The organism is Gilvibacter sp. (assembly GCF_013214815.1).
Classification (GTDB): Bacteria; Bacteroidota; Bacteroidia; order Flavobacteriales; family Flavobacteriaceae; genus Gilvibacter.
Genome location: NZ_JABSPU010000046.1, coordinates 1 through 22,572 on the forward strand (window position 1 = coordinate 1; position 22,572 = coordinate 22,572).

The 22,572-nt window shown below is 44.0% G+C and carries 21 protein-coding genes and 1 tRNA gene; 6 read left to right on the plus strand and 16 right to left on the minus strand.

The genetic code is table 11. The features are described from left to right. Positions 1–241 precede the first annotated feature (241 nt). From HRT75_RS09880 to rpe, 5 genes are all read left to right on the plus strand, one after another. Positions 242–1,105, plus strand: coding sequence for a sigma-70 family RNA polymerase sigma factor (locus HRT75_RS09880; RefSeq protein WP_034261238.1), 864 nt, complete (start codon positions 242–244; stop codon positions 1,103–1,105). A gap of 152 nt (positions 1,106–1,257) precedes the next feature. After that, complete coding sequence (locus tag HRT75_RS09885) at positions 1,258–1,803, plus strand: sigma-70 family RNA polymerase sigma factor (RefSeq protein ID WP_291185904.1); 546 nt, start codon at positions 1,258–1,260, stop codon at positions 1,801–1,803. Between the two features lie 10 nt (positions 1,804–1,813). Continuing rightward, positions 1,814–2,341, plus strand: coding sequence for a hypothetical protein (locus HRT75_RS09890; protein WP_291185907.1), 528 nt, complete (start codon positions 1,814–1,816; stop codon positions 2,339–2,341). 594 nt (positions 2,342–2,935) lie between these two features. Further along, positions 2,936–3,346, plus strand: a complete 411-nt coding sequence (locus HRT75_RS09895; protein ID WP_291185909.1) for a BLUF domain-containing protein — start codon at positions 2,936–2,938, stop codon at positions 3,344–3,346. A 27-nt stretch (positions 3,347–3,373) separates the two neighbouring features. Beyond that, positions 3,374–4,042, plus strand: coding sequence for a ribulose-phosphate 3-epimerase (gene rpe / locus HRT75_RS09900; RefSeq protein WP_291185911.1), 669 nt, complete (start codon positions 3,374–3,376; stop codon positions 4,040–4,042). Here the strand turns inward: rpe and HRT75_RS09905 are convergent. The 3 genes from HRT75_RS09905 to HRT75_RS09915 all read right to left on the minus strand — a co-directional run bounded on the left by HRT75_RS09905 (position 4,039) and on the right by HRT75_RS09915 (position 6,252). Next, positions 4,039–4,872 carry a zinc-dependent peptidase gene (locus HRT75_RS09905; RefSeq protein ID WP_291185914.1) on the minus strand — a complete coding sequence of 278 codons (834 nt, stop codon included), beginning with the start codon at positions 4,870–4,872 and terminating at the stop codon, positions 4,039–4,041. The genes rpe and HRT75_RS09905 overlap by 4 nt on opposite strands. A gap of 108 nt (positions 4,873–4,980) precedes the next feature. Next, positions 4,981–5,703 (minus strand): Bax inhibitor-1 family protein, encoded by a 723-nt coding sequence (locus HRT75_RS09910; protein ID WP_291185917.1) that lies wholly within the window; start codon positions 5,701–5,703, stop codon positions 4,981–4,983. 15 nt (positions 5,704–5,718) lie between these two features. Beyond that, positions 5,719–6,252, minus strand: a complete 534-nt coding sequence (locus HRT75_RS09915) for a hypothetical protein (RefSeq protein WP_291185920.1) — start codon at positions 6,250–6,252, stop codon at positions 5,719–5,721. A 143-nt stretch (positions 6,253–6,395) separates the two neighbouring features. Between HRT75_RS09915 and HRT75_RS09920 the strand changes: the two genes are divergently transcribed. After that, entirely contained in the window at positions 6,396–6,737 is a 342-nt protein-coding gene (locus tag HRT75_RS09920) for a heavy metal-associated domain-containing protein (RefSeq protein ID WP_291185924.1), read from the plus strand. A 93-nt stretch (positions 6,738–6,830) separates the two neighbouring features. Here the strand turns inward: HRT75_RS09920 and HRT75_RS09925 are convergent, their stop codons facing one another. The 13 genes from HRT75_RS09925 to HRT75_RS09985 all read right to left on the minus strand — a co-directional run bounded on the left by HRT75_RS09925 (position 6,831) and on the right by HRT75_RS09985 (position 22,571). Beyond that, entirely contained in the window at positions 6,831–7,715 is an 885-nt protein-coding gene (locus HRT75_RS09925; protein ID WP_291185927.1) for a hypothetical protein, read from the minus strand. A 486-nt stretch (positions 7,716–8,201) separates the two neighbouring features. Next, positions 8,202–8,275, minus strand: a tRNA-Arg gene (locus tag HRT75_RS09930). Between the two features lie 69 nt (positions 8,276–8,344). Beyond that, positions 8,345–8,794, minus strand: coding sequence for a GatB/YqeY domain-containing protein (locus tag HRT75_RS09935; protein WP_291185929.1), 450 nt, complete (start codon positions 8,792–8,794; stop codon positions 8,345–8,347). A 101-nt stretch (positions 8,795–8,895) separates the two neighbouring features. Further along, the gene (ftsZ, locus tag HRT75_RS09940; protein WP_291185931.1) at positions 8,896–10,869 is read right to left on the minus strand and encodes a cell division protein FtsZ; all 1,974 of its coding nucleotides are present in this window, start codon (positions 10,867–10,869) and stop codon (positions 8,896–8,898) included. 24 nt (positions 10,870–10,893) lie between these two features. Further along, positions 10,894–12,219, minus strand: coding sequence for a cell division protein FtsA (gene ftsA, locus HRT75_RS09945; RefSeq protein ID WP_291185933.1), 1,326 nt, complete (start codon positions 12,217–12,219; stop codon positions 10,894–10,896). Positions 12,220–12,222: 3 nt separating this feature from the next. Continuing rightward, on the minus strand, positions 12,223–12,942 hold the full coding sequence (locus HRT75_RS09950) for a cell division protein FtsQ/DivIB (protein WP_291185936.1): 720 nt from the start codon (positions 12,940–12,942) through the stop codon (positions 12,223–12,225). Further along, positions 12,932–14,284 (minus strand): UDP-N-acetylmuramate--L-alanine ligase, encoded by a 1,353-nt coding sequence (murC, locus tag HRT75_RS09955; protein ID WP_291185940.1) that lies wholly within the window; start codon positions 14,282–14,284, stop codon positions 12,932–12,934. The genes HRT75_RS09950 and murC overlap by 11 nt, the downstream gene beginning before the upstream one ends. After that, positions 14,281–15,381 (minus strand): undecaprenyldiphospho-muramoylpentapeptide beta-N-acetylglucosaminyltransferase, encoded by a 1,101-nt coding sequence (gene murG / locus HRT75_RS09960; RefSeq protein WP_291185943.1) that lies wholly within the window; start codon positions 15,379–15,381, stop codon positions 14,281–14,283. The genes murC and murG overlap by 4 nt, the downstream gene beginning before the upstream one ends. Continuing rightward, positions 15,368–16,570, minus strand: coding sequence for an FtsW/RodA/SpoVE family cell cycle protein (locus HRT75_RS09965; protein ID WP_291185947.1), 1,203 nt, complete (start codon positions 16,568–16,570; stop codon positions 15,368–15,370). Before HRT75_RS09965 ends, murG begins: the two co-directional genes overlap by 14 nt. Positions 16,571–16,573: 3 nt before the next feature. Beyond that, positions 16,574–17,905 (minus strand): UDP-N-acetylmuramoyl-L-alanine--D-glutamate ligase, encoded by a 1,332-nt coding sequence (gene murD / locus HRT75_RS09970; RefSeq protein ID WP_291185950.1) that lies wholly within the window; start codon positions 17,903–17,905, stop codon positions 16,574–16,576. Further along, positions 17,905–19,125, minus strand: a complete 1,221-nt coding sequence (mraY, locus tag HRT75_RS09975; protein WP_291185954.1) for a phospho-N-acetylmuramoyl-pentapeptide-transferase — start codon at positions 19,123–19,125, stop codon at positions 17,905–17,907. The genes murD and mraY overlap by 1 nt, the downstream gene beginning before the upstream one ends. 12 nt (positions 19,126–19,137) lie before the next feature. Then, positions 19,138–20,592 carry a UDP-N-acetylmuramoyl-L-alanyl-D-glutamate--2,6-diaminopimelate ligase gene (locus tag HRT75_RS09980; RefSeq protein ID WP_291185957.1) on the minus strand — a complete coding sequence of 485 codons (1,455 nt, stop codon included), beginning with the start codon at positions 20,590–20,592 and terminating at the stop codon, positions 19,138–19,140. Then, complete coding sequence (locus HRT75_RS09985; protein WP_291185960.1) at positions 20,589–22,571, minus strand: penicillin-binding protein; 1,983 nt, start codon at positions 22,569–22,571, stop codon at positions 20,589–20,591. The genes HRT75_RS09980 and HRT75_RS09985 overlap by 4 nt, the downstream gene beginning before the upstream one ends. Position 22,572 lies beyond the last annotated feature (1 nt).

Sequence of the window (22,572 nt, forward strand, 5' to 3'; positions counted from 1 at the left end):
TGAAAAGGACCGCGGAATATTCTTCAACAAAATGCGCCAAAAAGTGAATTTACTTTTGGCCAACATTCAAGCGGACAGAGATTTAAATCTATTTTAAATGACTCGAAATCAAAACGGTAGAAAATCAGGCCACACAAATATTAAAAAATGATCAACTATTTGTAACATTTTTGGGTATATTTACGTATAACTAGCTACAGCGTGCAATTAAGCACGTGAGTTAGAAGAGAGGATTTATTAGATGAGACAACTCAAAATTACCAAGCAGGTCACCAATAGAGAGACCGCTTCCTTAGACAAGTACCTACAAGAAATTGGAAAAGTCGACCTCATTACCGCTGACGAAGAGGTAGAATTGGCACAACGAATCAAAGCCGGAGACCAACGCGCTTTAGAGAAGTTGACCAAAGCTAACTTGCGTTTCGTTGTATCGGTAGCTAAGCAATATCAAAACCAGGGACTCACATTGCCGGATTTGATCAACGAAGGAAACTTAGGATTGATCAAGGCTGCGCAGCGTTTTGATGAGACTCGTGGTTTTAAATTCATTTCATACGCCGTATGGTGGATCCGTCAATCGATTCTACAAGCTCTTGCAGAGCAGTCTCGTATTGTACGTTTGCCATTGAATAAGATCGGATCGATCAATAAGATCAACAAAACCTTTGCCTTCTTGGAGCAAGCGCACGAGCGCCCACCAAGTGCTGAGGAGATCGCCAAAGAGTTAGACATGACCATCAATGATGTGAAGGAGTCTATGAAGAACTCTGGACGTCATGTATCCATGGATGCTCCTTTGGTAGAGGGTGAAGATTCTAACCTTTACGATGTACTTCGTTCTGGAGAATCTCCAAACCCAGACCGTTCTTTGTTGCACGAGTCTTTGCGCACTGAGATTGAGCGCGCTTTGGAAACTTTGACTCCTCGTGAAGCAGATGTTATTCGTTTGTACTTCGGACTTGGAGATCAACATCCAATGACTCTAGAAGAGATCGGCGAGACCTTTGACCTAACGCGTGAGCGCGTGCGTCAAATCAAAGAAAAAGCAATTCGCAGGCTAAAACACACCTCGCGAAGCAAAATATTGAAAACTTATCTAGGTTAATACGACTTAGATTACAGTAACAAACAGTTAAACTAACTGTTCGTTTTTTGATTGATGAATGAAACCCCTGCCTCTGGCGGGGGTTTTGCTTTTTTACCTCCGCCACGCAACCTTTCTATTATTTCTGTACATTACAGCAAAGAACAATCTAGATGTCTTCTTCCTTAACGGAGCTTATTGCAGCTTGTAAAAAAGGCGACCCTAAGGCTCAGGAACAATTATTCCTGGAGCATAGAGATGCCATTTACACTACTTCACTGAAGTATTGCAGGAATGTGGAGGAAGCACAGGATAATGTACACGATGCCTTTGTGATCGTGTTTGAAACCATTAAAAAGTATAAAGGACAAGGTTCCTTTGCGGGTTGGATGCAACGCATTGCCATTAATCAAGCAGTGAAGAAATACCGCAACAAACGCAAGGAGCATTTGACCGAGGATCCAAGTTGGTTTGCCGTTCAAGAAGACGACGACCATTGGGCACAAAGTTGCGATCTGGACCAACTTCTAGAAGCAATTCAACAGTTACCGGATCAGTACCGCCTTGTTTTTAGCCTTTATGTTTTGGACGACCACAGTCATCAGGAGATCGCAGATAAACTGAAGATCAGCGTTGGCACCTCCAAATCAAACCTACATCGCGCGAAAGTTCTTTTAAAAAAAAGCTTGACCGCACAACTAATGACTAAACCAGCCTAATTAGCTACTTATGAAAACGCAAGATCCCATAGAAAGTACTATAAAAGATCGCCTGAAAGATCTTCAGAAGAGCACCGAAGTCCCCACTTGGCATGATGTGGCACAGAGTTTGGAGCGCAAAAAACGCAAGCGCTATGTAATCTGGATTTGGAGTTCAGCAGGATTGATGGCCCTTTTAGCACTTGCTTTATGGACTGGTAGTGGTCAATCAGAAGCAGAAGAAACAAATACAACGAGTATTGAGGTTCAATCAGAAGCTGTTCAAGCGCAAGAAACACCGCAAGTCGAAACTACTGAAACGGTAACAAATACGGAGAAAAACTCAGAATTGACAGAAGCCACAGAAGCAGAGACCACTCCTACGACTAAAACTGCTACCCCAAAAACGCAAAAAACTGCAGAAAGTGACTTTGCAGAAGGTGCCGAACCTGTACCTACTTACTACTATTACGACTCTAAAACGGGGAAGCAAATGAGTACTAAGGACAAAAAAGTGATCGATTCTATCATCAAAGCGAAGGCAGACGGAAAAAATTAGTATTAAAAATTATTATGTAATGCATAAATTTTATTTATGTATTGTATCCACTTTGCATTTACTCAATGGTACTATTTCAGTTAAACAAAAATGCCGATTTTCACACAAAAGTCTGACTAACTCCCGAATAACAATCTCTCCTGCACCCAATGTGTTAAAAACACACATAAATTTTAATTTATACTTCAATTTAAGCCCAAGTTCAAGACTTACCTTTTACGGACAAGCCCTCGTTTTATGTGGATTGTTCGTAATTACTTGATAGATAGGGGTTTTGAGTCAACCGTTTCAATAAACAAGAGAATCAACACCATTCTATTGAGAAATGGTCTAAATAAAAACAGTTGAGATCACCAGAATTTCTGCTCAAATATTGTAGGAAGCCTCGAAGTGCTTTCAATCGATTAATGATATAAAAAGAAGATAATATTTGTTTAACATTAATCCGGGTCACGAGCCTATCTCTATAATACTAACATATGTTAGTATTTTGACTATCAGATAGTTAGATTATAATTTCTTTAACATTTCTATAACAATCTTACTTGTATAAGTGATGGTCATTCAGTAATTTTAGCACAAATCATCCCCACGATGAAAACGCAACTACATACCATATGCTATGTAAGTACCGCGGTTTCAACAATTACCCAACATAATATTAGCGAAGTCTTTGAAGGCATTGTTGAAAACAATTTGAGTTTAGGTATTACGGGTGTATTGTTGTTCCAACACGGTAACTTCATGCAAATCCTGGAAGGCCCTTCGATAGCCATGCTTCCTTTATATGAATCTATAAAGCGAGACAAAAGGCATCATCACATCATAGAGATCATGAATCAGCCTGCAGAAGAGCGCATGTTTGAAAACTACATGTCTGGCTTTACTATTATTGAACCTTCTAAAGAAATCTTCCAGCTACAGAAGTACATTCGCTTCTTGGAAGACAATTTTGACGAAGCGGTTAAAAATCGTGCGGAAATGGTTAGACCCTTCATTTATTGATTATTTTTGTCGGAAATAAACCTTCCGATGAGCACTTTAATTGCACCTTCTATTTTAGCAGCCGATTTTGGCAACCTGCACCGCGACGTTCGCATGGTCAATGACAGCCAAGCAGACTGGTTCCATTTAGACGTTATGGACGGCGTTTTTGTGCCGAATATATCCTTTGGTATGCCTGTGATCAAATCGATCGCGCAGGAGGCTAAAAAGACCTTAGACGTGCACTTAATGATCGTTGACCCGGATCGTTATATCCTAACCTTTGCGGACCTCGGTACAGATGTGCTTACAGTACACTATGAAGCCTGCACACACTTGCACCGTACCATTCAAGCCATTAAGGCTGCTGGTATGAAAGCTGGTGTAGCGCTTAACCCGCATACACCCGTTCACTTATTGAGCGACATCATTGCAGATCTTGACCTGGTTTGTATCATGAGCGTGAATCCTGGATTTGGAGGACAATCCTTCATTGAGAATACTTACGACAAGGTGCGCGCCCTACGCGGAATGATCAATGAAAAAGGTGCTTCTACTCTTATTGAAATCGACGGTGGTGTAAAAGACAATAACGCTGCGGACTTAGTAGAAGCTGGAGCAGATGTTTTAGTAGCCGGAAGTTTTGTGTTCCGATCTGAAGATCCAACGGCAACCATCAGCAATTTAAAGTCCACCACAGCAGCAGTCTCTTATTAATAGCCCAAAAATTTAAAGTTGAGTAGTTTCCGCGTGTAGTCATACAGCTGCGGAAAGTTGGCTTGAAAGGTTCCCGGGGATTCCATGAAATACTCGGACAATACCGCCATGAACTCGTATTCGTTGGTAAAGGCGTATTCTCTAAAGTAACGCGTTTGATCCAAGCGATCTTTCACCTCTTGATGTGTTAGACGCTTTAAGATATTCTGAAACTGCAATTGAAAGCGCGCAGAATCGGTATCTCCTCCCCGCTTGGCCTCCAACTGCATGGCGTGCATGAATTCGTGAATACCCAAATTGATATTGTCATGACCGTCTGCCAAACCGGCCTCAAAATCTTTCCAAGACAAGACTAAAGCACGGCCGCCTGGGTTGATCTCACCTTTGTGATAAGCCTCGTTGATATTGCTGTAGAATTCCTCCGGATAGATCAGAATGAAGTGAATCAAACTGTAGGTGTAATTCTTCCGTCCGAAGCTCAACATGCAACCCACGGCTGCAACTAAGACCTTCATCCTGTCGGTCAATTCAAGATCTTCCCGAGGGATAAACTCTTTGTCTTTTATAAAGGTGACCACCCGATGCTGAAACTGCCTGCGGTGTTTCCTGTTGAGATTGCGGTAGAAAGGAAACTCAGTTTCTAAGATCCGCAGTTGTTCCCGCGGCAATTTTCGATAGGAAAAATACTGTCTAACTAAAGGCCTGCCGAAGTGTTCGGCATAGAAGTTCTCAAAGACGCGAAAGAGAAACAAAAGGATCCCCAACACAACTATACCATAGGCATAGGGCGCCATCCAAGCTATATTTTCATCAGGTTGTTGCAGTAGCATGGGGGATTGTTTGGGAGGTGTAAGATATGTAAATTCCTTTTAATCAATGAAAAAGCAGGCTCTAACAAAGAACCTGCTTTTTATCAATACGTTTAATCAAGCTTTTTACTAGTCGCTGGAAAGGATGCTCAACACATACCAGAACAACAACATCAAAGCACCGAACAGTCCTAAAGAAGCTGCCACATACTGCTCGTGCTTATACTTATGAACCATTTGCGAGGTCTGATACAAAATGGAACCTGCCGCCAAAACGATCATTCCCACACTGAACCATAACCCTAAGTCAAAACCAAAGAGCGTACCGGCAATGATTAGCCCTAAGGCAATAAAAAACCCAATGGTCAAACCGGTCTTCAAGAAAGAGAAGTCTTTCTTAGTCAGTAAAACGGCCGCCGTAAGTCCAGAGAATAAAGACAGCGTTATAATAGCAGCTTGATTGAGTAGCTCCGCGGCTCCGTCACCGGCAACATAGAGCGCTATTCCAATCAGCGGAATAAATATAAAGGCCTCCGCTACCACATAAAGCACCAATGCCGCGTATTGCGTATTTCTGTCCGTAGTGCCCATAGCCATAGACTCTGCCTTAGAGGTAGCAAACATAAAGCCACCTAAAAGTAGCAGCCAAGTCCATCCTTCCGCCAAGGAAAAGGCAAAGTTCACGATTGCCGGAATCTGAAAAAAGATAGCCTCTACTGCAATGAACAGCAATACGGCTCCAGCAACGTGTCCGTAGGTTTTTCTATAAAAAGCAACCTGCTCTTCTTGAGCGAGATCAGCCACCATAGGCTCTTGCACCTGAGGTTCGTTAAATTGTCGAATTTCTTCCATATTGTTTCGTGTTAGTTATCGTTTGGATGATTCACCAACAAACTGTTGGCTCTTATTTTTAAACAACACATTAAAGGTCGTAAGACTGCCGTAACAACGGGTAATGTATTGTTGGATGTCGATCTTTTCTTCTTCGTCCAAGCTCTTGTTGGAGTTGATCTTTTGCTCCAAAACGCGCAGACGGTCGCGCAGCATCACGATCTTATTGAAGAAGGTTTTAACCGGGATTTCTTTAGCCGCAAGATTGGGGTCAGCAGGCTGCAGGGTCAAGGTCCCTCCGTTCCATTTATCGCCCAAAGGAACGATCTCAGTGATATCACTCCACTTTTGCAAGATCTCTCGCAGGCTTTTCTCGATCTCATAGAAACTTACCGTGTCCACTTCATCGTCTACGGCTTCAATCACTTCAAATTCATCATTGACACCAATGGTTTCCAAACCGCCATCAATAAAAGTGACCCAATACATTTTTGCCGTCACGTTAGTCACCACTCCTTTTCCGTGATCGGAGTGTTCAATTCTAGAGCCTATCCCTAAGATTCTGTTCATGCGTTATTGTTTTCTTCTAAAATAATCACTTTCCCGTTACTTGACAACCCTTAATTCAAATTCGCAAGATACACTGCAACTGACCGTTGTCATAGATTCCCACCTAACCACCACCTATTTTTACTCAATAAAACCTCAAGGTTATGAAAACAGTCTATAAAGTTCAGAATTTGCGATGCCACGGCTGCGCCAAAACCATCAGTAATCGCCTAGAGCGCATTCACGGGGTTTTGGGTGTGAAAGTGAATCCGGAGGCCGATGAGATTAGCCTTACCCACAACAACAATTCCACGCTCAATGCTGCCATTTACAAGTTGAGCAAAATGGGCTATCCATTAGAGACTGCAACCAACTCTATTGACAAGAAAGCGAATGCACTGGTGAGCTGTGCCAAAGGCAGGTCTTCTGGGCTTGTGGATATGCTCTATCATGTGCAGAGCCAGAGGCAGGGGGTTCAATTTGGGTGGTTTTTGGGCGCCCCGTGAAGTAGAACAAGTTCACTTCACGACCGCGCTCTTCACTATATCTTTTTGGCAGGCCAAAAAGTATGCCGTTGCGATCGCTGGCGCGGGGGAGGTTTAATCACTACAAGGTAACCGAATACCAACGTCCTTATGAATCTCTCTAATTTCTTTAGATAATTCAATTATTTCGACCTTCTTCAATAGATCTTGAATTGCTTCTAATTGAATTAAGTAATCAAAGTAATCTTGATAAAGAATACGTTGATCAAATTTCAGAAATACGACATCATACTCTGACATCAGATCATTTAAGGCTTCATCTCTAATCTCAACAAAACCATCATTTATTTCTTGAACTATTCGGTCGCGTTCTAGAGTAAGACAAGTACACTTCTTGCCGGCTAACGCCTCATCTATTACATCCTGCTGTTTTGAATAAATAGCCTTTTCTACTGAGGTTGCAATGTTAATATGATTTGGTTTAGGAGGAATTGGCGGTTCGCCTTCAATGCTCTTAAGTGAACTATCCTGCTTTGGTAGTTCAGACCGCAATAGCATATGAGCAGGGACATCAAGTTTAAAATAAGAGTAATAATTAGGATAGCGAATTGCCTTTATACGAGAACTAATCCCATTCTCATTTGAAGCTCTGTAATAAAAATACAGCCTAGAGGCAGCTGTCGATGCTATCTGGGTTTTCACCTCATCCACTATCGAATAAGAAACATCTTTATCGACGATCAAATGAACTTGGGCTTTCGGGATCATCATATAACTGCCGTATCCAGGTATTCCTTTATAAAGTAGTTTAGGCAATTGCTCTGGTGCAATAGTATCATTAAACAGAACTATTTCTTCAGATTTTAGAATATAGATTGGATAATAAGGTGTGGATACTGATCGATATTCTCCTTTATATACAGGCAACTCTATGCCTGAAGTCTGTCCTGAACAAATCGCGCAAGCAAAGAGAAAAAATCGTAGAATTTTGATTTTCATTTAGCGTCAAGTAATTGGGGGGAGATCATAAAACTAATAAAAAAGGATTACTTGTTTAGCTCATCGGCAAAAGAGGATTCTTTGCTGCGCAAAGTTCCTCCAACACTCCGTGACAAATGAGGATTCTTTGCTGCGCAAAGTTCCTCCAACGCTCCGTGACAAATGAGGATTCTTTGCTGCGCAAAGTTCCTCCAACACTCCGTGACAAATGAGGATTGTTCGCTTCGCGAACATCCTTCAACACTCGCCTTTGCAAATGAAAAACTAGCCGTAAAGCTAACTACACCCGGTCCCCGAGTGATTTGCCACGGGCAAATTGTATCGAGGGGCCATTGAAAAGCGTAGATTAGGATTGTTCGCTTCGCGAACATCCTTCAACACTCCGTGTTGAGAATCAAAAAAACATATTTTCCGCTTCGTCCAAAAAAAGAAGCGAGCTCCTTTTTTGGAACTCGCTTAAACATGAACCTTTTTTTGATTCATTCGTGACCGCGGAAGGATTCGAACCCTCAACCCTCAGAGCCGAAATCTGATATTCTATCCAGTTGAACTACGCGGCCAGTATGTCAATTCAGGCAAGTAGGTCAACTGAAATCGCCCAAAGGGCAGTTGAACTACGCGGCCTATTATTAAGCCAACTTGGCTTTTACGAGTTTGGCAATGGTGCTGCCATCAGCTTTACCGGCAAGTTTGCCGTTAGCCATACCCATTACTTTCCCCATGTCCTTCATGCTTGAGGCACCAGTTTGAGCAATGATCTCTTCGACTACTTTGGCAATCTCTTCTTCAGACATTTGCTCTGGAAGGAATTGAGCAATTATCTCCGCCTGCGCCAATTCAGGAGCAGCCAGGTCATCTCTACCTTGCTCAGTGAAGATCGTTGCGCTATCCTTGCGTTGTTTCACCAGTTTTTGAAGCAATTTAAGTTCTTCTGCTTCACTCAATTCTTGCTTAGCTCCAGACTCGGTCTGAGCCAATAAAATAGCAGATTTTACCGCGCGAAGCGATTCCAAAGCTTGGCTGTCTTTGGCTTTCATTGCAGTCTTCATGGCCTCCATGACCTTGGTTGATAAACTCATTGTTTACAGGCTTTAAAATAGAGTGCGAAGATAAAAAATAAACCCGAAAACGGCGAACCGCTTTCGGGCTTACGGGAAATGTAACACTAAACAAAAAAATCTTAGTCGACGTTGTCGTGCAAGAAGGAATTGTTGTTTCTCAAAGAGACATCGTCATCATCTAAATTGACTGTAGTGCGGGAAATATCAGACTCTGAGGTATCCGCATCTTCCAATTCTATACCCATGCGCTTATAGGCAGGTTGCTTTTCAATATCGTCGATCTTAGAAGCGCTGTTTCTAAACTTGTAATTGAACTCTTTTAGCTTACGCTTACGCTCCTCGGTTCTGTCTTTTAAGATCTTAGAGATCGGGCTGTTCATTGGATCGCCTTCTTCCTCTTCCTGAGTTTCTGTTTCAGGCGCAGTTTCAACGATCTTCTTTTCCATCACCAACTCTTCATCCAAAACCTCCGGTTCTGCCTTAGCCGCTGTCAAAGCGGTCTCCATTTCTTGGTAATCATCAAGGCTGTAACGCTTCACCCCTTCTTGAGTAAACTCGGTCACAGGAACCACTTCAATAGCCTCATTGACTTCAATTTCTTCAATGGGCTTTCTAAGGACAGGCTCTTCAGATAATTCTGCTGCTGGAGCTATAGTTTCTTCTTCTGGTGTCTCAGATAGTGGCAGATCAAACATCAACATTTGCTCTTGCTCCTCTACCACGTCTTCCTCCACCTCTGGCTTAACTACCTCAGTCTCGGCTTCTACGACCTCAAAATCGTGAACTTCCATGGCATTGATCACCACTTGCTCAAACTCAGCAATATGATGGATATCCACCTCGTCATAAACCACTGGGATCTCTTTGAGTAAGGCGGTAGTTTCAATATATCCTTCAAAAGGCAACTCTGGAGTTTCCTCCTCTTCAAATAAGGTGTGCTTGATAATCGGCTCCGGAGCTGGTTCTTTCAAAACCTCAGGCTCTGTAATTAGCGGACCGCTCACTGTGGTATCTGTGCGATCTTCCAACACTTGCTGCGCCACTTGATCTTCTTCTAAAGTATGTACGATACGCTTAGTCTCTGTATTGACGATCTCATTCTGCTGTTCGGCATTAAAGCCTGTAGCAATCACGGTGATCGCAATAGCACCGTCCAAACTTTGATCCTCGCCCACACCCATAATGATGTTAGCAGAATGCCCGGCCTCGGTTTGGATGTAGTCACTGATCTCACCGATCTCGTCAATAGTGATCTCTTCCTGACCGGAAACGATCAGCAATAACACATTCTTAGCGCCAGTGATCTTATTATCGTTGAGCAATGGAGAATCCAAGGCTTTGGTAATCGCTTCATGCGCACGATTGGCTCCTGCAGCCTGAGCGCTTCCCATAATAGCAGTGCCGCTATCGGCCAAAACAGTCTTCGCATCGCGCAAGTCAATGTTTTGAGTATAGTGGTGGGTAATTACTTCGGCAATACCACGAGCAGCTGTGGCTAATACCTCATCGGCCTTAGAGAATCCGGCCTTAAACCCAAGGTTCCCATAAACCTCGCGCAATTTATTGTTGTTGATCACGATCAAAGAGTCCACGTTTCTGCGCAGATTCTCCACCCCAATTTGGGCTTGATCGTTTCTCATTTTTCCTTCAAACTGGAACGGGATAGTCACAATCCCTACAGTGAGGATATCCATCTCCTTGGCCATTTTGGCAATGATTGGGGCTGCACCGGTTCCGGTACCACCGCCCATTCCTGCTGTGATAAAGACCATCTTAGTGTGTGTTGAAAGCATGGCTTGAATGTCTTGCATGCTTTCCATGGCGCTTTGCTCTCCAATAATCGGGTTTGCTCCAGCACCGAGTCCTTCGGTCAAAGTCACACCAAGTTGGATCTTAATTGGAACAGGGCTGTTCTCCAGCGCCTGACTGTCCGTATTACAGATCACAAAGTCAACTCCTTTGATCCCTTGTTGGAACATGTGATTGATGGCGTTACTTCCACCACCACCAACACCGATCACCTTGATGACGTTCGATTGATTCTTGGGTAAATCAAACGCGATGTTGTCGAATTCGTTATTACTACTGCTCATAGTTAGTTTTTTGTGAGATTACTGCTATTCAGCGTTGTCTAAAAAGTCTTTGAACTTCTCTGCCCATTTATCAAAAAAGCGCTTGCGCTCTTTGGGCATTTGATCGTTCTGGGGTTCTTCAATATGTTCAGGGGCTTCCTCTGTCTCTTCTGATGCTACTTCAACAGAAGACTGCCCTTCATTTCTACTTTGCGTTTCTAGGCTGTTGAGTACTAATCCAACGGCGGTAGCGTATAACGGACTTGTGGTCTCGCTATCGCTGTCTCCAGCCAAATGTTCATTCGGATACCCAATACGCGTATCCATGCCGGTAATGTACTCTACCAATTGTTTGAGATGCTTGAGTTGCGATCCTCCACCAGTGAGTACGATCCCTGCGATCAATTTTTTCTTTTGCTCCTCGTGGCCGTAATTCTTGATCTCCAGATACACTTGCTCAATGATCTCTACCACTCTTGCGTGAATGATCTTTGAGAGGTTTTTCAAGGTGATCTCTTTCGGCTCACGACCGCGTAGACCAGGAATGGAAACAATCTCGTTGTCCTTGTTCTCTCCCGGCCAAGCCGATCCAAAACGGATCTTCAATAGCTCTGCTTGCTTTTCAATGATGGAACAACCTTCTTTGATGTCTTCCGTGATCACATTACCTCCAAAAGGAATAACTGCGGTATGACGAATGATTCCATCCTTGAAAATGGCAAGGTCTGTTGTACCTCCACCTATATCGATCAAAGCTACTCCAGCTTCTTTCTCCTCCATGCTTAGAACGGCATTGGCAGAAGCTAAGGGCTCCAAGGTAATTCCACCCAAAGCCAAGCCCGCACTCTTTACGCAACGCCCAATATTTCTTATAGAAGAAACCTGCCCAACCACCACATGGAAGTTGGCCTCCAAACGTCCACCATACATCCCAATAGGTTCTTTGATCTCGGCCTGTCCATCCACTTTGAAGTCTTGCGGCAATACGTGAATGATCTCCTCTCCAGGAAGCATGACCAATTTGTGCACTTGATTGCACAGGGTGTCAATATCGTCCTCACCGATCACCTCATCACTGTTGGGACGGGTGATGTAATCGCTGTGTTGTAAGCTTCGGATGTGTTGCCCCGCGATTCCCACAACTACGTCGGCGATTTTCATTCCCGATGAGCTTTCTGCCTCTTGAACGGCCTGTTGAATGGATTGGATGGTTTGCGTGATATTATTCACTACCCCACGATGCACCCCAAGGCTCTTGGATTTCCCAATACCGAGAATTTCCATTTTGCCGTACTCATTGGTTCGCCCGATCATGGCCACGATTTTCGTGGTTCCAATATCTAGTCCTACTGCAATAGTTTGCTGTTCCATAAACTACTTTTTTGTGGCTACCACCTGGTGATCCATCATCAGGTTGACCAGTTGGTAATTACCCAGAGTTCCATCTTTGACTGTTTTCTGATAGAACGCTTTAAAATTTTGAAACTTCCGTTTGATATTTACTGGCTCTCCCAGTAAAATCTTAAAATCATAGGTTCGCACACGCATGATCAGAGTCGAATCTCGCTGCTGCTCCACAGCCACGATATGTTGCACCATAAACGGATCTGCTAAGATCTCCTTCAACACATGTGTTACAGGTGCTAGATTGTCCTCGGAAACACCGCTCACCAAAGGCACTCGTAAGGAATGAACTCGGGATAGGGGCATTTTGGTACCTTCTTCGTCGATGTAATAAGACGGATTGGACGCCACTCTGGCGATAGGCCTTCTTTGTGTTACGCGTGCTCCAAGTACACCATCCAAAGAGAGAAAAACATCAGCATTTCGGATCATAGGATGGCTGTTTAAACGACCTTCTAATGCATTCAAATCTATTATATCTTTATCTACAGCGGCTAGGCTGTCTGCTTTTTGTATTAACAATTTATTAACCATAGCTTCAGTTATCAAAGCAGTACTACGGTCTTGAAAACTAACGTCAACAGCACTCAAATTTCTAGCGGAATTTCTTTGGTTAGAAAACGCGTAAACCACTGCTATCAAAAGGATAACAAAGACCATTCGTCCTATGTTCCACAGTTTAGTTCGCATGCAAATGACGACTTATGTTTTTTACTTCAACTCCAATATCTCCGGCTCCGAGGATCAAGATCACTTCGCAGCTGCTTTTTTCAATCAGTTCCGGGAGGTCAATTTTACTTACCAAGCGCTTTTTTGGATGATCAATCGCATCTAAAAGTGCTTGAGAATTCACCCCTTCAATTGGCAATTCTCTAGCCGGATAAATATCCAGCAAAAGCAGCTCATCAAACTGCCCCAAACTCTGAGCAAACCCTTCCAAAAAATCTCGGGTTCTGCTGTAGAGATGCGGTTGAAATACCGCTAACTTTTTTTGCTGCGGATAGAACTCACTCACTGCCTGATACACCGCATTGATCTCTGTGGGATGATGCGCGTAATCATCAATCACCACTCGATCGTCATCCCGATAGGCAAATGAGAATCTGCGCCTTACACCCTTGAACTCAAATAACGCTTTGGGCAGGCAATCGGTTGGGGTTCCTATTGAAATTGCCATACCCAAAGCGGTAATCGCATTGAGCAAATTGTGGTGCCCCGGCAATGAAAATCGGAGCGCCTGTAATTCACCACGAGGCGTTTTTAAGTCGAAGGTATAAGCCCCGTCCTCAACGCGGATATTTTTGGCCTCATAGTCGGCCCCGTCCTCTATACCCACCGTAGTGCCGGAGAGCGGAAGCCCTTTAGGATGTAAAACTAATTTGGAGTCCGGCACCAAAGCCGCAAACTCCTTAAAGGTCTTTTCTAATTCTTCAGCAGAGCCGTAGATGTCTAAATGGTCCGCATCCATGGCGGTAACACAAGCCACCGTAGGACTCAGCTGCAAAAAGGAACGATCAAATTCATCGGCTTCTACCACGGTGATCTGCTCTCCTTTGGAGATATAGTTGGAATCGTAATTCTCAGCAATTCCACCTAAAAAGGCAGTTACTGGCATATCGCAACTGGCCAATAAATGACCTAAAATGGCAGAGGTGGTTGTCTTGCCATGTGTTCCCGCAACGGCTAAGGATTTACTGTCTCTAGTGATCATACCCAATACCACAGCACGTTTGTGGATTTGATGCACTCCAGTACTAAAAAATTGAAGTTGATCGTGCTGTTGGGGAATGGCAGGCGTATAGACCACTAGCGTGTCGGTTTGTTCAAAACCTTCTGGAATGGCATCAAGTTGGTCGCTGTATGTAATTTTTATACCGAGTTCCGCTAAGGAATCGGTTAGTGTTGTTCTGGTTTTGTCATAGCCGGCCACAGCAAAGCCACGCGCCTTGAAATAACGCGCTAAGGCGCTCATTCCAATTCCACCAATTCCGATGAAATAAACTCGTGCTATATCTTTAAAAACTCCGCTCACAGTTGCTTTTCAATTAGGAGTTTGGCTACCTCTGCAACTATGGCATCTGTCGCATGAGGCTTGGCTAATTTTTTAATATTCTCGCCCAAACGGCGCTGTTTGTCAGCATCGGCGAGCAAGTCTTTAAAGGCATCTGCAAAATGCAGATCCGCTTCTGATTCTCTCAAAAAGACACAGGCGTCTTCTGCAGCAATGGAAGCTGCATTTTTATTCTGATGATCTTCTGCCACATTGGGTGACGGAATGAAGATCACCGGCTTACCCACCAAGCAAAGTTCTGAAACCGATAAGGCTCCAGCTCTAGACACGATCATATCCGCAGCAGCATAGGCCATATCCATGGCGTAGATAAAATCTTTGACAATGACGCGTGCACTGTTGTTGGTTTTGAATTCTTCGTAGTACAGGCTTCCACATTGCCAGATCACCTGAACATCTTCTGCCTTGAAAAGTGGTAAATGCGCATGGATCAAATTGTTGATCTTTCGCGCTCCAAGGCTTCCTCCCAACACCAATAAAACCGGTTTATCAGCTTCCAATCCAAAATGCTTCAATGCAGTTGCCTTATCCACTTTGAGATCGATCAGATCTTGACGTACTGGGTTCCCGGTAAAGACAATTTTTTCCTTCGGAAATTGGCTTTCCATTCCTGCGTATGCCACACAAATGGTCTTGGCTTTAGAGGCGATCCATTTGTTGGTAATTCCCGCATGGGCATTCTGTTCTTGGATCAGGCAGGGCACGCCTTTATTGCTAGCCACACGCAAGAGCGGTGCGCTGGCGTATCCTCCCGTCCCGATGGCTACATCAGGTTTAAAATCCTTGATGATTTTGGCCGATCTTCTCAAACTAGCGAGCAACTTGAACGGGAATTTTAAATTCTTCAAAGAGACCTTGCGTTGCAAGCCTTGAATGGACAAGCCCACGATCTTATAACCAGCTTTAGGCACTTTTTGCATTTCCATCCGATCCTTAGCACCCACAAAAAGAAACTCCGCGTTCGGGTATTTTTCTTTGAGCGCATTGGCAATGGCAATGGCCGGATAGATATGTCCTCCGGTTCCTCCTCCTGATATGATGAACTTAAATGGCTTCACTGAGAATATCTAGAGGGTTATCGGTTTCTTCGGATTCATCAGAATGCTGGCGAATCTCTTCTCGTTTAGCGCTTACACTTAAGATCATTCCCAAGGCCAAGCAGGTCATCCAAATGGAAGTTCCCCCACTACTGATCAGTGGCAAGGTTTGTCCCGTTACTGGGAAAAGTTCAACCGCGACAGCCATATTGGTCAGCGCTTGAAAGACTATTGGAAGTCCAACACCAATGACTAATAGCTTTCCAAAAATGGAATCGGCTTTATGAGCAACTACCACCAACCTGAAGAGCAGTAGCATATATAACAACATGATGGACAAGCCACCTACAAGTCCCCATTCTTCTACAATTACGGCATAGATAAAATCCGAAGAAGATTGCGGTAAGAAATTCTTTTGTACCCCGTGTCCGGCACCAACACCAAACAGACCTCCAGTAGCAATACCCATTTTTGATTTTTCAATCTGATAGTCGGCCTCTTTATCTGGAGTATCGTCTAAAAAGTTATCGATACGGCTGATCCAAGTATCCACACGGTTGGAGAACATATCTGGAAAGGCCTTGGCAGACATAATAAACAGGCTTAAAAACAAGGCACCTGCTATGAGAATGACGCCAAGGTATTGTAAAGGATATCCTCCTAAGAAAACCAGGAGTACCACCATAGCAAAGATGATGGCCGTGGTAGAAAAGTTAGCCGGTAAGATCAGCAGCAACACAATAAACACCGGCAACCAAAGCGGCACTATGGAAGCCTTAAAACTGATCTTTTCGTCTTTAATTTTAGATAAATATCGCGCCACATAGGTAAGCAGAACCACTGCCGCCAAGGTGGAAGTCTGAAAGGTCACACCCACAAATGGAATGCGAATCCAGCGGCTGGCATTGGCTCCTTCAATTGTTGTACCCTCAGCCAGGGTAATGATCAATAGCAAAAAGACCACCGGAAGCGCAATAATAGACAAGCCTCTGAAATAGCGATAGGGTATTCTGTGCACCCCATAAAGGATAGCAAAACCAAGCATGAGGTGCGCAAAATGTTTCACCAAATACTTAAAAGTGTTCCCATCCCCATACAGATAGGCCAAATTACTACTGGCACTGTAAACTGGAAGGAACGAAAACAAAGCCAAAAGTGCGGCAACCGCCCAAATAGCTCTATCTCCGTTTATGTTGGTGAAAAATTTCATGGATTATAATTTGCGAACAGCTTCTTTGAATTGACGTCCGCGATCTTCATAATTCTTAAACAGGTCAAAACTGGCACAAGCTGGCGAAAGCAATACCGTATCTCCTCGTTCAGCAATGTGATATGCTACATTGACAGCATCATTCATGCTGGTAGTCTCTACTAATAGATCCACAACATTTCCAAAGCTTTCAATCAGTTTGGTATTGTCAATCCCCAGGCAGATCACTGCTTTTACTTTTTCATTGATAAGCGGAAGCAGCTCGGCGTAATCGTTGCCTTTATCTACACCTCCAACAATCCATACTGTCGGCGTTTCCATGCTCTCCAAAGCATAGTAGGTTGCGTTTACATTCGTTGCTTTTGAATCGTTGATGTACTGCACATTATTGATCTTTAAAACGGATTCCAAGCGGTGCTCCACCCCTTGAAAGTGTTCCAAAGAATTCCGAATGGTCTCTTTGCGAATGTCCAATAAGGTCGCTACAGTGGCAGCGGCCATGGCATTCTTTAAATTGTGTTGTCCTTGTAATCCTAATGAGGCTATTGGCATCTTAATTTGGTTATTTGCTATTGTAATTACTATGTTATCTTCTTCTATATATGCGCCTTGATCGACTGATTTTTCCAATGAAAAAGGCAATTTTTGAGCTCGAATGGTGTGATCTTGCATACCTGCAGCTATGTTGGGATCATCTCCGTCATAGATCAAATAATCAGCAGCTGTTTGATTCGCACTGATCTTGAACTTCGCATCGCGATAAGCCTCAAAGCTGTATCCATAGCGATCCAAATGATCTGGGGAGATGTTGGTGATCACGGCGATATGCGGTTTAAAATCCACAATATCATCCAACTGAAAACTGCTCACCTCCAACACATAATGACTAGCCGGAGCTTCTAACAACAGGCCTGCAAAACTGTTCCCGATGTTTCCGCCCATTTCGGCATTCAGACCACCGTCCTTAAGCAAATAATGCGTCAAGGCCGTTGTGGTGGTCTTCCCATTACTGCCCGTAATGGCAACAACAGGTTTATAGGTGTAGCGCGCCGCAAATTCAATCTCTGAGATCACTGAAATTTGATGTTTTCTCAATAGTTGAATCGGAGGAGCCTGCTCAGGAATTCCCGGGCTTTTCACTACTAGATTTGCTTGGGTCAGTTTGGCCTCACTATGGCCGCCCATCTCCCATTCGATTTCATGTTTTTTAAGAACGTTTTGGGTTGTAGGGTCTATTTGTCCAAAATCAGACACAAAAACCGTCCAACCCTTTGCTTTTCCGAGCAAGGCAGCACCTAGGCCGCTTTCACCGGCTCCCAGTACTACCAAATTCATTAGCGGATCTTTAAAGTGACTATCGCTAGAATTGCCAGGAAGATCCCAACAATCCAAAAGCGCGTTACTATTTTACTTTCATGCATTCCCTTGACCTGATAATGGTGGTGTAAAGGAGACATTCTAAAGATCCTTCGGCCTTCACCGAACTTCTTTTTAGTATACTTAAACCAACTTACCTGCATAATCACTGAAAGATTTTCTATCAAGAAGATTCCACAGAGGATTGGTATTAACCATTCTTTTCTAATGGTGATGGCAATCACCGCTATGATTCCGCCAATGGTCAAACTGCCCGTATCGCCCATAAAGACTTGAGCGGGATAAGCGTTATACCACAGGAATCCTATCAGCGCACCCACAAAGGCACTGATAAACACCGCGATCTCTCCCGTTCTTGGGATGTACATGATGTCCAGATAATCAGAGAAAATGATGTTGCCAGACACCCAGGCAAATATGCCCAGGGTAAGGACAATTATGGCCGACGTTCCTGCAGCCAGACCATCTACCCCATCGGTGAGGTTAGCTCCGTTAGATACCGCTGTGATGATCAAAATCACAATCGGAATAAAGAGCAACCACGTATACTTTGCATAATCATCTCCCATCCAGGTAAGTAGATCGGAGTATTCAAATTCGTTATTGGGTACAAATGGAATGGTGGTCTTGGTGGATTTAATCTCTTCTCCTACGGATCGAATCAAAGTGGTTTGATTCTCGGTTTCCAGCTCAATTTTTTCCTTAATGGTCACCCCGTCGTGGAAATACAGTGTGCAGCCAACAGCCACACCCAGGACTACTTGACCAAAGACCTTGAACTTCCCAGGAAGCCCGCCCTTGTCCTTCTTAAAGGTTTTGATATAATCGTCTAAAAACCCGATCATTCCCATCCATAAGGTGGTGATGATCAGTAGGATCACATAAATATTTTCTAAACGTGTGAAAAGCAAAACTGGCACTAGCGTAGCCAAAATGATGATGATCCCACCCATGGTTGGGGTACCCGCTTTTTCACTTTGTCCAGCCAATCCGAGATCTCTCACCGTTTCTCCGATTTGTTTTCTGCGGAGGAAATTGATGATGCGTTTTCCAAAGACCGTAGCGATGATCAATGAAGTGATCACAGACATGGCCGATCTGAAGGAGAGGTACTGAAACAATCCAGCTCCCGGAAGGTTGAATGTGTTTTCTAAATATTCGAACAAATAATACAGCATAAAACTCCGGACTTAGATAGTTAGTAGTTGATGGATGATCTGATAGTCGTCAAAGTCAAAGCGCTCGCCTTTGATCTCTTGGTAAGCCTCATGCCCTTTTCCGGCAATGAGGATGATATCGTTGGAATTGGCCATTTTACAGGCCGCTTTTATCGCTTGCTTTCTGTCTGTAATGGAAAGGGTTCGCTTAAAATGTTGCGGCTCCACTCCTTGTTCCATCGCCTCTATAATGGCATCCGGATCTTCACTTCTCGGATTGTCACTCGTAAAGATTGCCGTAGTACTCATGGCGGCGGCGATCATTCCCATTTTGGGACCTTTATCAGGATCGCGATCGCCGCCACAACCCACAACCGTAATGAGTTGTTCATTACCAGTTCTAATGGCGTTGATGGTCTCTAAAACATTCTTCAATGCATCTGGAGTATGCGCGTAGTCCACAATGGCAGTTACCTGTTCTGCATTGGTGAAATATTGGAACCGGCCTGAAACACTCTCTAATTCACTCAAGAATTGCAGATTCTCCATGGCATCCATCCCCAGCAAATCAGCAGTGGCATGAATAGCCAACAAATTGTAGGCATTGAACTCTCCGATGAGCTTTACCCAAATCTCCGAATTGTTGATCTTGAGCAGCATCCCGCTAAATTGATGCTCCAAAAGTTGCGCTTTGTAATCGGCAATGGATTTTAGCGCATAGGTATATTTTTTGGCCTTGGTGTTTTGCAACATATAACGACCATTCTTGTCGTCTAGGTTGGTCAAGGCAAAGGCATCTTTAGGCAATTGATCAAAAAAGGCTTTCTTCACATCACGATACTCCTTAAAACTATTGTGATAGTCCAAGTGATCGTGAGTGAGGTTTGTGAAGATTCCGCCTTTAAATTGTAGTCCTTCCGTGCGCTTCTGATGGATTCCATGACTGGAAACTTCCATAAAGCAATAGTCAACTCCGGCGTCAACCATTTGTCGTAAATAACCGTTGATTGCCAGTGGATCTGGCGTAGTATGCGTGGCCGGGAATTCTTGCTTCCCAACCTTAACTACCACAGTTGATAAAAGTCCAACGGTATAACCCGCTTTGAGATAGAGGTCGTAGAGCAAACTGGCTATGGTCGTTTTACCATTGGTTCCGGTAACGCCTACCAATTGTAATTCCTGAGAAGGATCTTGATAATAATTCGCTGCAATTTGCGCCAAAGCTGCATTGGCATCAGCCACAACGGCATAAGTTATTCCGTTGACAATTTCCGCAGGCATCTCTTCACATACTATAGCAATAGCTCCAGCATGAGCAGCCTTGGTGATATAATCGTGACCATCTACTTGTGTGCCTCGGATGGCGACAAAGACATCGTTCAAGCCAATTTTGCGAGAGTCAAAAGCAACGGTATTCACGGCGACGTCGGTTCCCCCGACAACCGAATCGAGTGAAACCTTATAAAGTAAATCCTTCAGTTTGATCACGATAATGTCAGGGTTATTTTTTGTCCGTCTCTAATTGCTGCGCCGCTACTGACCGATTGTTGGATCACATTTCCATTCCCGATAAGAACCACTTCCAGCCCCATATTTTCCAAAAGGGCCACAGCGTCCATTCCAGCCATACCTTTTACGTTAGGCATTTGACTGCCGGCCTTTTGCGCCATGGCATAATACTTTTCAAAATCTCCCATGACCTGTTGGCTGGGTTCGTTGAGTTCATTGACCTCATCCATCACCGGCACATCGGTATAGATTTTCTGAGCGATGCGTTTAAAAACAGGCCCTGAAACATCTGCCCCGTAGTACCCTTTTTTGGTACTCGGTTTGTGGATGATCACAATACAGGAATACTTGGGCTGATCTGCCGGGAAGTAACCTGCAAAGGAAGAGATATAGCGCTTGTCATCTTCCCAATCAGACATCCAGTATTCGGTCTGAGCCGTACCGGTCTTTCCGGCCATAGAGAAATACTCGCTGTACAAGCCGTCTCCGGTACCGCGTTTAACCACATTTTCAAGAACCGCCTGCACCTTAGCAATGGTAGATTTGGAGCAAATGGCAGGATTTAGGACTTCCGGTTCAAAGGTTTCAATGGCACGATTCCAGGTACGTACTTCTGAGATAAAGTGAGGCTTCACCATGACACCATCATTAGCAATGGCGTTATAAAATGTTAGAGTTTGTAGCGGAGTTAGCGTTAAGCCATAACCATAAGCCATAGATGGCAAGGCATTTTTACTCCATTTGGGTTTTCCGGGTTTTGGTATGTCTGGAACTCCTTCTCCAAGGATACTGATCCCTATAGGCTTGTCCAGATTCCATGCTTCCAAATAACGCAAGAAACGCTCTGGATCATCTTTGTAATTCTCATCAATAATTCGTGCCAATCCAATATTGGAAGAAACCTCAAGAGCACGTGCTGCGGAGATAGTTCCATAGCCACCAGTTTTGGAATCGCGAATGCGTCGTCCGTAAAAGGTATATACACCGCGACCGGTTTCAACAACCGTAGAGGTATCAATAACTTGATCTTCTAAAGCAGCCGCAAAGGCCATAACCTTAAATGTGGAGCCCGGCTCGTGCGCCTCTCCAATAGCGTAATTATAAGATTCAGCATAAGTGCCTTTGGAAGTTCTTCCCAGATTTGAAACCGCTTTAATCGCCCCGGTTTCCACGTCCATTACAATAACACATCCATGCTCAGCCTCATAATACTCCAATTGCTTCAGTAGGGCGTGGTGCGCAATGTCTTGAATGTTTACATTGATGGTAGTCACCACATCAAATCCGTCTTGCGGCTCAATTTCATTGTCATCGCTCAGTGGTTTCCATTGTCCCTTGGCGATCTTTTGCTTCATGCGGCGTCCTTCTTTACCGCGGAGGTAAGACCCGTAGGCACCTTCTAACCCTATGCGCGTAATAAAACCGTTTTCATCGGTACGCTCATAACCGATGGTTCTGCTACCAATTTGCCCCAGAGGATGTTCGCGACGGGTATCTTGATCGACAATGATCCCTCCTTTAAAAGGCCCCTTTTCAAACATGGGGAAACCTTTGATCTTCACATAGTCAGAATAACCGAGGTTACGGGCAATAAGCAAATAACGATTTTTATTGGCCCGTGCTTTTCTCAAGCGCTGCTGATAGTAGTTTGGAGTTTTACCCAACATTTTAGCCAACTCCTTAGAAAGCGGCACTAGGTTTTCTTCAAAGACCGCATTGGAAACAGTCACGGCATCAAATCGGATCTCATATTTAGGAACCGAAGTAGCCAAGAGACTGCCGTCGTCCGCATAGACGTTTCCGCGATTGGCAGAGATCACGAAATTCTTCAAAGTGTTCTCCAGAGCTAGCTCTCTATACTGATCCCCTTCTACAAATTGGATCTTGATGAGCTGCACCGTGATCAGCAAGGCGAATACAAACAAAGCCCCGGCAACGAAGTACAATCTGCTGAGTATG

Excerpts from the sequence above, each read along its gene's own strand:
- HRT75_RS09905 (WP_291185914.1), bottom strand. The coding sequence starts at position 4,872 with ATGCTACTGCAACAACCTGATGAAAATATAGCTTGGATGGCGCCCTAT.
- HRT75_RS09895 (WP_291185909.1), top strand. The coding sequence starts at position 2,936 with ATGAAAACGCAACTACATACCATATGCTATGTAAGTACCGCGGTTTCA.
- HRT75_RS09935 (WP_291185929.1), bottom strand. The coding sequence starts at position 8,794 with ATGAGTTTATCAACCAAGGTCATGGAGGCCATGAAGACTGCAATGAAA.
- HRT75_RS09915 (WP_291185920.1), bottom strand. The coding sequence starts at position 6,252 with ATGAACAGAATCTTAGGGATAGGCTCTAGAATTGAACACTCCGATCAC.
- mraY (WP_291185954.1), bottom strand. The coding sequence starts at position 19,125 with ATGCTGTATTATTTGTTCGAATATTTAGAAAACACATTCAACCTTCCG.
- HRT75_RS09910 (WP_291185917.1), bottom strand. The coding sequence starts at position 5,703 with ATGGAAGAAATTCGACAATTTAACGAACCTCAGGTGCAAGAGCCTATG.
- HRT75_RS09925 (WP_291185927.1), bottom strand. The coding sequence starts at position 7,715 with ATGAAAATCAAAATTCTACGATTTTTTCTCTTTGCTTGCGCGATTTGT.
- HRT75_RS09950 (WP_291185936.1), bottom strand. The coding sequence starts at position 12,942 with ATGCGAACTAAACTGTGGAACATAGGACGAATGGTCTTTGTTATCCTT.
- rpe (WP_291185911.1), top strand. The coding sequence starts at position 3,374 with ATGAGCACTTTAATTGCACCTTCTATTTTAGCAGCCGATTTTGGCAAC.
- HRT75_RS09965 (WP_291185947.1), bottom strand. The coding sequence starts at position 16,570 with ATGAAATTTTTCACCAACATAAACGGAGATAGAGCTATTTGGGCGGTT.
- HRT75_RS09920 (WP_291185924.1), top strand. The coding sequence starts at position 6,396 with ATGAAAACAGTCTATAAAGTTCAGAATTTGCGATGCCACGGCTGCGCC.
- HRT75_RS09880 (WP_034261238.1), top strand. The coding sequence starts at position 242 with ATGAGACAACTCAAAATTACCAAGCAGGTCACCAATAGAGAGACCGCT.
- murD (WP_291185950.1), bottom strand. The coding sequence starts at position 17,905 with ATGAATTTGGTAGTACTGGGAGCCGGTGAAAGCGGCCTAGGTGCTGCC.
- HRT75_RS09885 (WP_291185904.1), top strand. The coding sequence starts at position 1,258 with ATGTCTTCTTCCTTAACGGAGCTTATTGCAGCTTGTAAAAAAGGCGAC.
- HRT75_RS09890 (WP_291185907.1), top strand. The coding sequence starts at position 1,814 with ATGAAAACGCAAGATCCCATAGAAAGTACTATAAAAGATCGCCTGAAA.
- ftsA (WP_291185933.1), bottom strand. The coding sequence starts at position 12,219 with ATGGAACAGCAAACTATTGCAGTAGGACTAGATATTGGAACCACGAAA.
- ftsZ (WP_291185931.1), bottom strand. The coding sequence starts at position 10,869 with ATGAGCAGTAGTAATAACGAATTCGACAACATCGCGTTTGATTTACCC.